Source organism: Micromonospora sp. CA-248212, assembly GCF_050948405.1.
In the GTDB taxonomy this organism is placed as follows: Bacteria; Actinomycetota; Actinomycetes; order Mycobacteriales; family Micromonosporaceae; genus Micromonospora.
In genome coordinates this window covers 4082424-4096729 of the sequence record NZ_CP192023.1, presented here as the reverse complement: position 1 = coordinate 4096729, position 14306 = coordinate 4082424, and the positions used below count along the sequence as shown (strand labels likewise).

Here is a 14306-nt window from a genome sequence, read left to right as displayed (position 1 = left end):
GGGAGACGGTCCGGCCGAGGAAGATTGCCTCCGTGACGAGCGACAACGCGCACCGGGGGTGGTCCGCCCGGACGGCCTGGCAGGGGCGGATCAACGCCCCGCTGCGCGCGTTCCTGCGCACCGAGACGGGCGGCGCGCGGGTGGTGCTGCTCGCCGCCGTGGTGGCCCTGGCCTGGGCCAACCTGCACCCGTCGTCGTACGAGTCGGTGTGGCGCACCAGCCTGTCGGTCCGGCTCGGCGACTGGCCCGTCTCGCACGACCTGCGTACCTGGGTCAACAGCGGCCTCATGACGTTCTTCTTCCTGGTCGCCGGCCTGGAGTTGCGCCGCGAGTTCGACATCGGTGAGCTGCGTGAGCGGCGTCGGCTGTGGTTGCCGATGCTGGCCGGGTTCGGCGGCATGCTGCTGCCGATCGGGATCTACCTGGCGATCAACGCCGGACGGTCGACCGCCGTGGGCTGGGGTGCGGTGATGGCCACGGACACGGCCCTCGCGCTCGGCGCGCTGGCCGTCTTCGGGCCGCGTTTCTCGGACCGGCTGCGGGCCTTCCTGCTGACGGTCGCGGTCGTCGACGACCTGGTGGCGATCGCGGTGCTGGCGGTCGCCTACCCGTCGCACTCCTCGCCGAGGGCGCTGCTCGTCGCGGCTCTGATCTTCGCCGTCGTGCTGCTCCTGCGGGTCTGGAAGATCCGGCACGGGTGGTTCTACACGCTGCTCGGGGTGGCGGCCTGGCTCGCGGTGTCGGAGTCCGGCGTCGACCCGGTCGTGGTGGGCCTGCTGATGGGGCTGCTGACCTACGCGTACGACCCGGGCCGCAAGGACCTGCAGTGGGCGAGCGACCAGTTCCGCCTCTTCCGGGAGCAGCCCACCCCCAAGCTCGCCCGGATGGCCCAGGCCGGGCTCACCGCGGCGCTGTCACCGAACGAACGACTACAGAGCCTCTACCATCCGTGGGCCAGCTACGTGATCGTGCCGCTGTTCGCGCTGGCGAACGCCGGGATCGTCATCGACGGCGAGCTGCTGGGCCGGGCCGTGACGTCTCCGGTGACGCTCGGCGTGGTGGCGGCGTATGTCGTCGGCAAGCCGGTCGGCATCGTGATCACCTCGTGGTTGGTGACCCGGCTCAGCGGCGAGCGGTTCCGGCCGCCGGTCGGCTGGATCGCCGTGGTGGGGGTCGGCACGGTCTCCGGTATCGGGTTCACCGTGGCGCTCCTGATCGCCAACCATGCCCTGCACGGCCCGGCGCTGGACGAGGCGAAGCTCGGCATCCTCGTCGCGACGGTGGGCGCGTCCGTCCTCACCTGGCTGCTGTTCCGGATCGTCGCCCGGCTCTCGCCGACCCGCCGCGCCCGTGTGCTGCTCGGCATGGCCATGGGCATCGTCGACCTGAAACTTCCGGTGGATCCGGAGCGCGACCACCTGCGCGGGTCGCTCGACGCGCCGGTGACGGTGGTGGAGTACGGCGACTTCGAGTGCCCCTACTGCGGGCAGGCCGAGCCGGCGGTCCGGGAGCTGCTGGCCGACTTCGCCAACGTCCGGTACGTCTGGCGGCACCTGCCGCTCACCGACGTCCACCCGCACGCGCAGGTCGCCGCCGAGGCCGCCGAGGCGGCGGGCGACCAGGGCGCGTTCTGGGAGATGCACGACCTGCTGCTCGCCCACCAGGACGCGCTCAACCCCGCCGACCTGCTGCGGTACGCCGAGCAGCTCGGCCTGGATCTCGATGAGTTCCGGGAGCACATGGTCAAGCGGATGGGCGTCGACCGGATCGCCGAGGACGTCGAGTCGGCGGACCTCAGCGGCGTCACCGGCACGCCGACCTTCTTCGTCAACGGCCAGCGCCACCATGGGGCGTACGACATCGCCGCGCTCACGGCGGCGGTGAAGTCGGCGTTCACGAGCGCACGGCTGCAACCCAAGTACCGTCGCGAGCCCGGCCAGGGCGGGGACGCGGCCCCGGAATGATCGCAATAAATGCCCTCCGACCTGCGTGAACCGTCGACATCGACGCGCTCTACGATCGCCGGCATGCGGATCGGTCCCCCCGCCGTGACGCCCGCCCTGGACGTGGAATCGCTCCCGCTCACGGCGGACGCCGTGGACGTCTACCAAAACCTCCTGCGGGTGGCGCCGGTGGCGCAGCGGACCTTCCTGACCACCGCCTCGCCACGGGCCACGCGCGCGCTCGCCGGCCTGCTGAGCAGCGGCGCCGTGCACCGCGACGACGCCGGCGTGCTGCACGTCCGGCCACCGCGTACCGCCCTGGAGAACTGGGCCGCGCTGCGGGAGATGGAGGCCGCCCGGGCGCGCGCCGCCGCCGAGACGCTCTCCGGGCTCTACACCGCCGTGCACGGAGCGGGCGCCGCGTTCGTCGAGGTCATCGAGGGCAAGGACGCCGTCCGCGAGCTGTTCCGCCAGTTGCAGGCCGGCGCCCACGCCGAGGTGCGCGGTCTGGAACGCGGGCCGTACCTGCGCGACACCACCCGCGTGCCGGAGGAGGTGCAGTACGACGCGCTGCGGCGCGGGCGGCGGTACCGCTGCGTGTACGAGGGCGAGCTGCTGCACGACGAGGCGATGCTGGCGGCCGTGCGCGCCACGGTCGCCGCCGGTGAGCAGGCGCGCGTCTTTCCCGAGCTGCCCCTGAAGATGATGCTCGCCGACGCCGAGCGTGCTCTGGTCGTCCTGCCCCGGGCCAGCGGTGACGAGGCCGACGCGGTGCTGGTGCACCGCTCCCGGTTGTTGGAGGGGCTGTCCGAGCTGTTCGAGGTGTTCTGGCGGCTCGGAGCGCCGATCCACGCCACCGCCGACACCGCCGAACCGGACGCCGAGCCGACGGTGGCCACCCAGCGGCTGCTCGCGCTGCTCACCGCCGGCCTGACCGACGAGGCGATCGCCCGTGACCTGGGTGTCAGCAACCGTACGGTGCACCGTCGGGTCAGCCGCCTCCAGGAGTTGCTGGGCGCGCGCAGCCGGTTCCAACTCGGCGTGCAGGCCACCCGCCGCGGCTGGTTGTAACTGGCCGGATCCTGCCATGACCGGTCTTCGTCACGGCGGGACGGCGGCGGCGAAACACTCCTGGGCCAGGGTGAAGTCCGTTCGATCAATCGCTGTCTGAGAGGACGGGACGATGCCCCATCCCACGACCGGGTCGCGCCACCCACGCCGCGTGCGCCGGCCGGCCGCCCTGCTCGCCGTGACCCTGGTCGCGGCGGCCCTGACCAGCGGCGCGGCCGGCACCGCCGCCAACGCGGCCACGGCCACCGAGCCGGACACCGCCGCCCTGGCCGCGTCCCTGGCCACCCAGCGGCTCGCCTGGGAGCCGTGCGGGCTGACCGAGGTCAGCCCCGAGGACGAGGCGCAGCTACGCCTGTCCTGCGCGACGGTCACCGTGCCGCGCGACTGGCACCACCCGCGCGACGGAGAGACGATCCAGGTCCGGATCAGTCGCACCGCCGCGTCCGGCCCCGACCGGGCGGGCATCCTGCTGGTCAACCCGGGTGGCCCCGGCGGCAGCGGCCTGTCGCTGGCGCCGTACGTGGCGCGGTCCGCGCCCGCCCTCGCCGAGCGGTACGACGTGATCGGCTTCGACCCGCGCGGGGTGGGGCAGAGCACCCCGCTGCTCTGCACGGTGACCTACCGCGACACCGACAACACCAACGACCTGATCACCCAGGCCAACGTGCGCGGGTGCCGCAGCACCGAGCTGACGAAGTACATCACCACCGAGCAGACCACGTACGACATGGACTTCATCCGGGTGCTGCTGGGCGAGCGCAAGCTCAACTACCTCGGCTACTCGTACGGCACCTGGCTGGGCACCTGGTACGCGGCGACGTTCGGCAGCCGGACGGGCCGGATGGTGCTCGACTCGGTGGCGGCGGTCGGCTCGCCGACGCTGCAGGAGACCTGGGACCTGCAACCGTTCACCCGGGACCGGGCGTTCCAGGAGCAGTTGCTGCCGTACATGGCCCGCCACGACGACCTGTACGGCCGGGGCAGCGACCCGATGAAGATCCGGGAGATGTTCGAGCGGGCCGGCGGCACCCGCGTCGGCATGGGACCGTTCATGTTCGGCTGGTTCATCCTCGGCGCGCTCTACGACACCCAGAACTATCCGACGGCCGCGGCGGCGGTGAACACCGTCATCCAGTACTACGAGGAGTGGAACGGCTGGACGCCCGAGCAGATCCTCAGCGCCGCGACCGCGAAGCTGCTCGCCGCGCCGGGCATCACGGCCGACGGCCGGGCGTACATCGAGCAGTCCCGCGTTGCCGCCCAGGCGACGCTGAAGACCCAGGGTGACCGGTCCCTGCTGGCCCAGGGCACGGACGAGTACACGTACGACATCGACTACGTCTTCGAGGTGATCCGCTGCCAGGACGGGCAGTGGAACGACAGCGTCGCGCACTGGAACGCGTTCAGCCGACGCCTCACCCGGGACGCGCCGCTGGTCGCCCCGTACCTGCAGAACCCGCCGGCGTGCGCGTACTGGCCGACCAGCAACCGGATGCCGAAGTTCGACCGCAGGACGTTCCCGAAGGTGCTGATGCTCCAGGACGAGCTCGACGTGGCGACCGCGTACGAGGGCGCGCTGGCGGCCTCGAAGAAGCTCCCCGGCGCGTCGATGATCAGCGTCGACAACGAGGGCAGCCACGGTGTCTTCCCGTACTACACCCCGTGCGTGGACGACCCGGTCTACGCCTACCTGCTGGACGGTCGGCTGCCCGCCGAGACGTACACGGGCTGCCAGGCGGTGCCGCTGCCGGGCGAGAGCACGGTGTTCGAGGTGGGCGGCAAGCTGACCGGCAAGGGGACGGTGCGGACCCGTCTGATCACCGACGACATGCGGGCCGCCAACCGGATGCTCAAGCGGATGCTGCGCACCGAGCCGGGACCGTCGTACCCGGAGTGACGCTCCTCGGGGAGCGGGCGGCGACCTGACGCCCGCTCCCCGATGGACAGGACGCGGCCTCTTGACTCCCGGGAAACATCGGGCCACCATCTGACAACGTTGTCACATACCCCCGTCCCTTCTGACAACGTTGCCACCCTGGAGGCGCAATGTCCGAGCCATCGCCCGTTTCGCGGCGTACCTTCCTCTCCGCCGGAGCGACGCTGCTGGCGTCGGTCGGGGTGACCGCCGTCCTGCCGGACGCGGTCGCTGCCGCCGCCGCGCCGTCGGCCGGCGGCCCGTCGACCACCACTGACCTGGCCAGATATCGGCCGGTGGCGGTCTCCTCGACCGACTACGCGCCGACGCCCGCCGCGTTCGCCGTGGACGGCCTGCCCCAGGTCGGAGTCCGGGGCAGCGGATGGCGGGCCGCGAACGGCGATCCGCAGTGGATCTCGGTGGACCTCCAGGCACCGTGCCGCGTCGAGGCCGTCACCCTGGTCTTCGAGGCGACCCTCGCCGACGGGCCGTTCGACGGCAACTACACCGACACCGACGGCGACGAGATCCTCTCCAGCGCCGCGACGGCGTACCGCATCGAGGTCTCCACCGACGGCCGCGACTGGCGGTTGGTGTACGAGACCACCGACGGCCAGGGCGGCGTACAGGCCATCAAGCTCCCAGAGCCGGTCACCGCGCGTTGGGTCCGGATGACGGTCACCAAACGGTCGAACACCAATCCGGTCGGCCTGAACGGCTTCCAGGTCTACGGCGTCGCTCTGGCACCTCGCCCGAAGGCGGACGGCTGGACGAGCTGGGAGGGCGGCAACACCGGCCGGCCGCCCGAGCTGACGGTGGCCCCGAACGGCACGGTCGCGCTGGAATCCGGCTGGTCGTTGACGATGGACGACTTCGCGGGCACCACCGACGGGGCCGAGTTGTCCCGGGCCGGTGTCGACGTCGGCTCGTGGCTGCCGGCCACCGTGCCCGGCACCGTCCTGGGCACCCTCGTCGAGCAGGGCCACCTGCCCGACCCGGTCGCCGGCTTCAACAACCTGCGCATCCCCGAGGCGCTGTCGCGGCACACCTGGTGGTACCGGCGGGCGCTGCGGTTGCCGCGCGGCCTGGACACCTCCGCCGGCCGCCGGATCTGGCTGGAGTTCGACGGCATCAACCACGAGGCCACCGTCTGGGTGAACGGCGTGCAGGTCGGCAGCGTCAAGCACCCGTTCGCTCGGGCCGCCTTCGACATCACCGACGCCCTCGCGGGCCACCGCGACCACGTCCTGGCCGTCCGGGTGACCCCGATGCCGCACGTCGGCACCCCCGGAGACAAGGGCCCCGACGGCCGTACCTTCCTCCAGTCCGCCCACCACTACCTCGACGCGCCGACCTACCTGGCGGTGTCCGGCTGGGACTGGATGCCCGCCGTCCGGGACCGCGTCACCGGCCTGTGGGACCACGTGCGGCTGCGCAGCACGGGCGCCGTGGTCGTCGGTGACCCGCACGTCGAGACCACGCTGCCGAAACTGCCCGACACCGGCACGGCCGAGGTGACCATCCGGGTGCCCGTGCGCAACGCCACGGCCACCGCGACCACCGTCACCGTGCGCGCGGAGTTCGACAAGGTACGCGTCGAGTCGTCGGTGACCGTCCCCGCCCGCGGATCCGTGACGGTCACCTTCGCGCCCGAGCGTTTCCGGGCCCTGCGCCTCGCCAAGCCCCGCCTCTGGTGGCCAAACGGCTACGGCGAGCCGCACCTGTACGACCTGACGCTCACCGCCACCGTCGGGCGCGCGGTCAGCGACCGGCGTGAAGTGCGCTTCGGTGTCCGCCAGTTCGGCTATGACTGGCACCAGCCCGTGGTGATCTCCCCACCCGGCCAGCCGCCGCTGGACTTCGTCGACGGGGCCGCCACGCAGACCGTCACGTTCGACCGGCAGCACGCCCGGCACGTGCGTATCCAGGCGGGTCAGCGCGCCACCGGCTGGGGCATCTCGATGTACGCGCTGTCGGTGGCCGACGGCTCGGGCCCGGACCTCGCGCTGCGCCGCGACGCGACCGCCTCGTCGGCGGAGAACGACAGCAACGTGCCCGCCAAGGCGGTCGACGGTGACATGTCGACCCGCTGGGCCTCGCAGGCCGAGGACGACCAGTGGATCCAGGTCGACCTCGGCGCCGCCGTCGACTTCGACCGGGTCACCATCGTCTGGGAGCAGGCGTACGCCCTGGACTACCGCGTCCAGGTCTCCGCCGACGGGCAGGAGTGGACGGACGTCACGTCGGTCAGCAACGACACCCCGCTGGGCAGCCGCGCCACCCAGGTCGAGACGTTCGCCAGCCGGACCGCCCGGCACCTGCGCGTCCGGACCGGCGCGCGGGTGACCTCGTGGGGCGTCTCGATGTGGGGGCTGTCGGTGCAACGGCAGGCCGAGCCGAACGTCGACCTGGCGCTGCACCGGACGGCGACCGCGTCGTCGTCCGACGGCGACTCCAACGGGCCGGACCGGGCCGTCGACGGCAACCCTCGTACCCGGTGGTCGTCGGCGTTCGAGGACAACCAGTGGATCGCCGTCGACCTCGGTGCTCCGGTCGCCTTCGACCAGGTGACGATCGTCTGGGAGCAGGCGTACGCCCGCGACTTCGTCATCCAGGTGTCGGACGACGGGCAGTCGTGGACCGACGTCAAGGCGGTCAGCAACAAGATCACCGAGCTGAAGATCAGCGTCAACGGCGTGCCGGTGTTCGTCCGGGGCGGCAACTGGGGCTGGGACGAGCTGCTGCGCCGGGTGCTGCCGGACCGGCTGGCCGACACGGTCGAGATGCACCGCGACATGAACTTCACCATGATCCGTAACTGGCTGGGCAGCAGCAACCGGGAGGAGCTGTACCGGGCCTGCGACGAGCAGGGCATCCTGGTCTGGAACGACTTCTGGCAGGCCGGCGGCTTCCTGCCAAACCCGCCCGGCTACGTCGACATCGCCGCCGACACGATCCGGCGGTTCCGGCACCACCCGAGCATCGTCGTCTGGTGCGGCGCGAACGAGGGCGACCCGCCGCCGATCGTCGACGCCGGCCTCAAGCAGGCCGTCGCCACCGAGCACCCGGAGATCCTGTACATCCCCAACTCCGCCAGCGGCATCGTGAGCGGACGCGGACCGTACGGCTGGGTCGACCCGACCACCTACACCGACGCGACGATCTACGAGGCCGACTCGTTCGGCTTCCACACCGAGATCGGCATGCCCGTCGTGTCGGTGGCCGAGAGCATGCGCAACCTGGTGGGCGACGCTCCCGAGTGGCCGATCGGCGAGGTGTGGAACTACCACGACTGGTCGACCATCGGTAACCAGCGCGTCGGCACGTACCAGGACGCGATCGACACGCGGCTCGGCGCGTCCGGCTCGCTCGACGAGTTCGCCGCCCGGGCGCAGTTCGTCAACTACGAGAGCCACCGGGCCATGTTCGAGGCGTGGAACGCCAACCTGTGGCAGGACGCCACCGGCCTGCTGCTGTGGATGTCGCACCCGGCGTGGCACAGCACGGTCTGGCAGACGTACGACTACGACCTGGACATCAACGGCGCCTACTTCGGTGCCCGCAAGGGGTGCGAGCCGGTGCACGTCCAGGCCGACCCGGGCACCTGGCAGACGCGGGTGGTCAACCACACCACGGCCGCGCTCACCGGCGTGACGGTCACCGCCCGCCGGTACGACCTCAACGGCCGGTCGCTGGGCGCCGCGCAGCGTCAGCGGGTGGACGTGGCGCGCTCGTCGACGACGCCCGCGTTCGCCGTGGCGTCGGCGGACGGCGGTGGGCTGCACCTGGTCCGGTTGGAGCTGCGCGACGGCCGGGACCGGCTGCTCGCGGAGAACACCTACTGGCGCTACGACAAGGCCGAGCAGATGCGGGCGCTCACCACCCTGGCGGGCGCGCGACTGTCGACGTCGACGAGCGGCGTACGCGTCGTGGACGGCCGGAACACCGTCACCACGACGGTCCGCAACCAGGGCCGTACGGTCGCCGCCATGGTCCGGCTCGCCGTGCGCGACGAGCACGGTAAGCGGATCCTTCCGGCCCGCTACGACGACAACTATCTCTGGCTGCTGCCCGGGGAGACGCGTGAGGTGCGGATCTCCTGGCCGGCCCGGCCGGGCCTGCCCCGCAAGGCCACCGTGACCGCCCAGGCGTACAACGCGGCCTAGCATTGCCCGCTGGGAGGCCGCCGACGGCGGTCTCCCAGCGCCACCCGGGCCCCCAGTGAGGTGTTGTCATGTCGTTCACCACCCGACCGACCCTGCAGGGCACCTTCGGCATGGTGTCGTCGACGCACTGGCTCGCCAGCCAGTCGGCGATGGGAATCCTCGAACGCGGCGGCAACGCCTTCGACGCCGCGGTGACCGCCGGGTTCGTCCTGCACGTCGTCGAACCCCACCTCAACGGCCCGGCCGGTGAGGTGCCGGCGGTCGTCGCCACCGCCCGGGATCCGCGCCCGACGGTGCTGTGCGGGCAGGGCCCCGCGCCGGCCGGCGCGACGATCGCCCACTTCCGGTCGCTCGGCCTGGACCTCGTCCCGGGTGCCGGCCCGCTCGCGGCGGCCGTGCCCGGCGCGGTGGACGCGTGGCTCCTGCTGCTGCGCGACCATGGCACGCTCTCCCTCGCCGACGTCCTGGAACCGGCGATCGGCTACGCCGCCGCCGGCCACCCCCTGGTGGGCGCGGTCGGCGCGACGGTGGCGGCCGTGCGATCGCTGTTCGAGGAGCACTGGCCCACCTCCGCCCAGCTCTGGCTGCGCGGCGGCCGGCCGCCGGTCGCGGGGGAGCGGTTCGCCAACCCGGTGTACGCGCGCACGCTGCGCCGACTCGTCGAGGCGGGGCAGACGGCCGGCGGGGACCGGGAGGCGCAGATCGAGGCGGCCCGCCGAGCCTGGGGCACGGGCTTCGTGGCCGAGGCGATCGACGCGTTCAGCCGGCGGCCGTTCCGCGACTCCAGCGGACGCGCACACGCCGGGCTGGTCACCGGCGACGACCTGGCCGCGTTCTCGGCGACCTGGGAGACGCCGACCACCCTCGACTGGCAGGGCTGGACGGTCGCCAAGACCGGCTTCTGGGGCCAAGGCCCGGTGCTGCTGCAGACCCTCGCCGTGCTCGACGCGCTCGACGACGACGGCGCGTACGACACGGCCACCGCCGCCGGCATCCACGCCCAGGCCGAGGCGTTGACGCTCGCGTTCGCCGACCGCGAGGCGTGGTACGGCGACAGCGCCGACGTGCCCGCCCCGGCGCTGCTCGACCCGGCGTACGCCCGGGACCGGGCGGCCCTGATCGGGGACCGCGCGTCGAGCGAGCTGCGACCCGGAAGCCCCGGCGGTGCCCAACCGCGCCTGCCGGACCACCTGCGGTCGGGCGTCACCCACCGGGCCGACGTGCCGGACCCCACCACGGGCGAGCCGACGGTACGGTCCGACGGGGTCACCCGGGGCGACACCTGCCACGTCGACGTCGTCGACAGGTGGGGCAACATGATCTCCGCGACGCCGAGCGGTGGGTGGTTGCAGAGTTCACCCACGATCCCCGAGCTCGGGTTCCCGCTGGGCAGCCGGTTGCAGATGTGCTGGCTTCAGGAGGGACTGCCCGCGTCGCTCGTCCCGGGCCGCCGGCCACGCACCACGCTCAGCCCGACCCTGGTGCTGCGCGACGGGCAGCCCGTCCTGGCGTGCGGCACGCCCGGCGGCGACCAGCAGGACCAGTGGCAGGTGCCCTTCCTGCTGCGTCACCTCGTCGGCGGTCAGCACCTCCAGCAGGCCATCGACGCGCCCGCCTGGCACAGCCTCGGCGTGCCGTCGTCGTTCTATCCCCGCGACCGCGAGCCCGGCGTGCTGCTGGTGGAGGACCGGCTCGACGCCGCCGTGGTGACGGCCCTGCGGGCGTACGGGCACGAGGTGCGGCTCGCCGACGCGTGGAGCCTCGGTCGGCTCTGCGCCGTGTCCCGGGACCCGGCCACCGGAGTGCTCGCCGCGGGCGCGAACCCGAGGGGCATGCAGGGCTACGCCTGCGGCCGGTAGGAGACGCCGGTCAGGCGCCGCGCGCGAACAGCGCGAGGCGTACCCGGTTGGGGCTGTCGGTCTTGGTCATGAGGCTCGTGATGTGGGTCTTGACGGTGGTCACGCCGATGTGGAGCCGCTCGGCGATCTCGGTGTTGGACAGGCCCTCGGCGACCAGGGTCAGCACGTCCTGCTCGCGTGCGGTGAGCCCGTCATGCTGCCGGGGCGGCGTGACGCGGGCCCGCACCGCGCGCTGGACGAGGCGGTGCAGCACCTCCGGGCTGAACGGGCTGTCGCCCGCGGCGGCCCGCCGGATGCCGTCCAACAGCTCGGCCGGCGGCGCGTCCTTGAGCAGGAAACCGCACGCGCCGGCGCTCAGGGCGGGGTAGAGGTGGTCGTCGTCGCCGAACGTGGTCAGCACCAGCACCCGGGTGGCGGGACGTTCGGCGAGGATGCGCCCGGTCGCGGTGATCCCGTCGACGCCCGGCATGCGCAGGTCCATGACGACGACGTCGGGGACGAGCCGCGCCGCGAGGGTGACCGCCTCGCGGCCGTTGTCGGCCTCGCCGACGACCTCGATGTCGGTCTGCGCGTCGCACAGCATGCGCAGGCCCGCCCGGATGAGGTGCTGGTCGTCGACGAGCAGGACACGGATCACGCCGGCCTCCGGGTGGGTGTTCCGGGCGGGACCGCGCGGGCCCGGGGAGCCGGCGTGGGCAGCGTGTTCGGCAGGACGGTACGCACCCGCCAGCCCGTACCGGTCGGACCCGCCTCCAGCCGGCCGCCGAGGACCTCGACGCGTTCGGTCATCCCGGTGACGCCGTGACCACCGCCGGCCGGCACCGCCGTCGACGTGCGGTCGCCGTCGACACCACCCCCGTCGTCGGTGACCTCCCAGTGCACGGCCCCGTCGCGGACCGCCACCACCAGGCGTGCCCGCGCGGACGTCCCCGCGTGGCGGGCCACATTGGTCAACGCCTCCTGGGTCAGCCGCAGCACCGCCAGACCCCGTACCGCGTCGAGTGAGCCGATCGCCGCGTCGACGTCGGCCTCTACGGTGATGCCGCTCTGGCGGGCCCGGTCGACGGCGGCGCCGAGCGCCGAGGGGAGCGCCGCGGGCTCGATCGCGGTCAGCGCGGCGTCGCCGCGTACCCCGTCGGGGTCGCGCAGCACCGCGACCAGCCCGCGCAGCTCCGACAGGGCCGCAGTGCCCGTGCCGTGCACGTCGTCGAACACCTCGTCCACCCGCGGATCGAGGTCGGTCAGGACGTGCCGGGCCACACCGACCCGCAGCACCATCGACGCCACGTGGTGGGCGACGACGTCGTGCAGTTCGCGGGCGATGGCCGCGCGCTCGTCGGCGCGCGCCGCCCGGCCCTCCGACTCGCGGCGTCGCTGCTCGGCGAGCGCCCGCTCCAACGCCTGCCGGCCCACCTCCCGGTTGGCCCGGATGACCAGGCCGAGCAGCACCGGGACGCCGACCTCCAGGCCCAGACCGACGACGCCGGAGCCGACCTGGCGCAGCGGGGCACCGATGCTGGTGGTCAGGTCGACCACGGTCAGCAGCCCGGCCGCCAGCCAGATCGTGCGGGCGCGACCCGCGAGCATGGTGACCTCGAGCAGAGCCCAACTCGCGCCCACCTGGTTGATGGTGACGTCGTCGACGAGGCAGATCGCGACCGCCAGCAACGCCGTCTGCGCCACCAGGTTGACCACCGGCCGGCGGTACGCCACGACCGCCACGGCGAACGCGGCCACCGCGAGGGTCCACTGTGTCGGCGTGGGAACGGAAGCGGAGTGGGGCACGAAGAGCAGGTAGCCCAATCCGCTGAGGTCGAGCAGCAGCATCCGCCCGCGCGCGTCCCGCGCGTCGAACAGCCGCCCCCACCACGCCACGCTCGTCAGCCTAGGTGCCCGGTGTCGACGGCTGCGACCGCCGGCCGCCGCCACCTGGCCCGTACGCCCAGGTAGGCGGTCAGGCCGAGCGGCCCGAGCAGGATGGTCAGCAGCAGCACCGGGGCCATGACCAGCGCCGGTACCCCCCGTTCCCGGCTGTCCAACCACGCCCAGCGGCCCACGAACAGGTCGAACGCGATCATGTGCGCCCAGCCCGCCGCCGCGCCGTCGGGTGTGCCGAGCAGGTCGCGCACCCCGTCGAGGGTCGGCGCCGTGACTGCGGGCAGCACCGTGCCGAACGCCGGCACCACCAGCAGCGCGTAGATCACCACGACCGGCAGCACGATCAGCGGCGAGCCGACGATCCGGGCCGTCCACGACCAGCGTGGCAGCAGGATCATCAGCGCCCAGAACGGCGCGGCCAGCGCGAACGTCAGCGAGAACAGCGCCCCGGTCATGCCGCGAGCGCCAGCTCCGGGCGGCGGCGCGCGAGCACCAGGGCGGTGGCGGTCGCCGTCGCGACCGCCAGGGCCGCGACGACGGCCAGGGTGAGGGCATCCGGGCGCAGCAGCGGCTGCCCGCGCAGGGCCTGCCAGGTCAACACCAGAGTGAGTACGCCGTACGCCGTGCCCGCGACGACCAGCAGCCGGACGCGGGTACGCGCGTCGAGCCGGGACGCGTACCGGGTCAGCAGGATCGCCAGGAGCGGCAGGGCCTGCAGGGCGTGCAGCCCCACGAAGTGCCCGATCCGCAGGTCACCGCCGGTGGTGCTCCAACCGACCACGGGCAGCCCCGGCCCACCGTCGGCCACGCCCACGCTGTGCGCCCCGGAGACGCCCTCGATGCCCGGGTCCTGCGTCGGAAGCACCATCGGCACGGCCGCGAGCATACCGAGCAGGGACAGGCCGAGCCCCCACCCGACGGCGGTCGCGGCGACCCGGTCGGGAATCCGCCGGATCAGCAGGACGACCGCGAGGACGAGGTGCGCGACGAACAGCACCATGATCGCTGCGCCCATCACCGCGAAGAGGATCGCGTTCAGCGCGGTGGTGTCGTTGAAGTGGCTGGTCGTACCCCGGATCACCTGAGCGACGATCACCACCATCTCCACCAGCGCCAGCGCGACGATGGTCGCCGCCGCCCACTCCGCGGCCCGGCTGCGACGCGGCAGCAGCGACAGCATCCACGCGAGCGTCGCGCCGTAGACGACGAAGGAGACCGCGAACTTGAACGGCTTGAGCCAGATCGGCGCCCCGGTGAGGACGCGGGGGTCGACGAGGACGCCGACGGCGGCGACGACGGCGAGCACCGCCGACGCGGCCACGAAGAGGGTCAGCGGGCGGTTCCAGCGCGCCGCCCGGCGCAGAACGGTAGTCATGCCTGTAGATGCTCGTGGCCGCCCGTGCCGTACGCGTCCGACCTCGGGCCCCGGTCGCGGCCCCGGGTCGGAGCCGGCCTCCTCCCTGGGTAGGAGGTG

9 protein-coding genes are annotated in these 14306 nt (G+C 72.9%); 5 read left to right on the top strand and 4 right to left on the bottom strand.

Annotated elements, in window-relative coordinates:
* Positions 1–32: 32 nt before the first annotated feature.
* The 5 genes from nhaA to ACQP03_RS19535 all read left to right on the top strand — a co-directional run bounded on the left by nhaA (position 33) and on the right by ACQP03_RS19535 (position 10954).
* Complete coding sequence (gene nhaA / locus ACQP03_RS19555) at positions 33–1964, top strand: Na+/H+ antiporter NhaA (protein WP_433457838.1); 1932 nt, start codon at positions 33–35, stop codon at positions 1962–1964.
* A 63-nt stretch (positions 1965–2027) separates the two neighbouring features.
* The gene (locus tag ACQP03_RS19550) at positions 2028–3014 is read left to right on the top strand and encodes a LuxR C-terminal-related transcriptional regulator (protein WP_357133154.1); all 987 of its coding nucleotides are present in this window, start codon (positions 2028–2030) and stop codon (positions 3012–3014) included.
* A gap of 112 nt (positions 3015–3126) precedes the next feature.
* Positions 3127–4911: an alpha/beta hydrolase gene (locus tag ACQP03_RS19545; RefSeq protein ID WP_433457836.1), complete on the top strand. Its 1785-nt coding sequence runs from the start codon at positions 3127–3129 to the stop codon at positions 4909–4911.
* 149 nt (positions 4912–5060) lie between these two features.
* Entirely contained in the window at positions 5061–9095 is a 4035-nt protein-coding gene (locus tag ACQP03_RS19540; protein ID WP_357398569.1) for a discoidin domain-containing protein, read from the top strand.
* Between the two features lie 68 nt (positions 9096–9163).
* A complete protein-coding gene (locus ACQP03_RS19535; protein WP_433457834.1) occupies positions 9164–10954 on the top strand; it encodes a gamma-glutamyltransferase family protein in 1791 nt (596 codons plus the stop codon).
* A 10-nt stretch (positions 10955–10964) separates the two neighbouring features.
* On the opposite strand, the gene ACQP03_RS19530 is transcribed toward ACQP03_RS19535, so the two are convergent.
* From ACQP03_RS19530 to ACQP03_RS19515, 4 genes are read right to left on the bottom strand one after another with little or no spacing between them, the layout of a single operon-like run.
* Positions 10965–11591 (bottom strand): response regulator transcription factor, encoded by a 627-nt coding sequence (locus ACQP03_RS19530; RefSeq protein ID WP_357133162.1) that lies wholly within the window; start codon positions 11589–11591, stop codon positions 10965–10967.
* Complete coding sequence (locus tag ACQP03_RS19525; RefSeq protein ID WP_433457829.1) at positions 11588–12829, bottom strand: sensor histidine kinase; 1242 nt, start codon at positions 12827–12829, stop codon at positions 11588–11590. Before ACQP03_RS19525 ends, ACQP03_RS19530 begins: the two co-directional genes overlap by 4 nt.
* Before the next feature lie 5 nt (positions 12830–12834).
* On the bottom strand, positions 12835–13287 hold the full coding sequence (locus tag ACQP03_RS19520) for an ABA4-like family protein (RefSeq protein ID WP_433457827.1): 453 nt from the start codon (positions 13285–13287) through the stop codon (positions 12835–12837).
* The gene (locus ACQP03_RS19515; RefSeq protein ID WP_357133168.1) at positions 13284–14207 is read right to left on the bottom strand and encodes a hypothetical protein; all 924 of its coding nucleotides are present in this window, start codon (positions 14205–14207) and stop codon (positions 13284–13286) included. Before ACQP03_RS19515 ends, ACQP03_RS19520 begins: the two co-directional genes overlap by 4 nt.
* Positions 14208–14306: the final 99 nt, after the last annotated feature.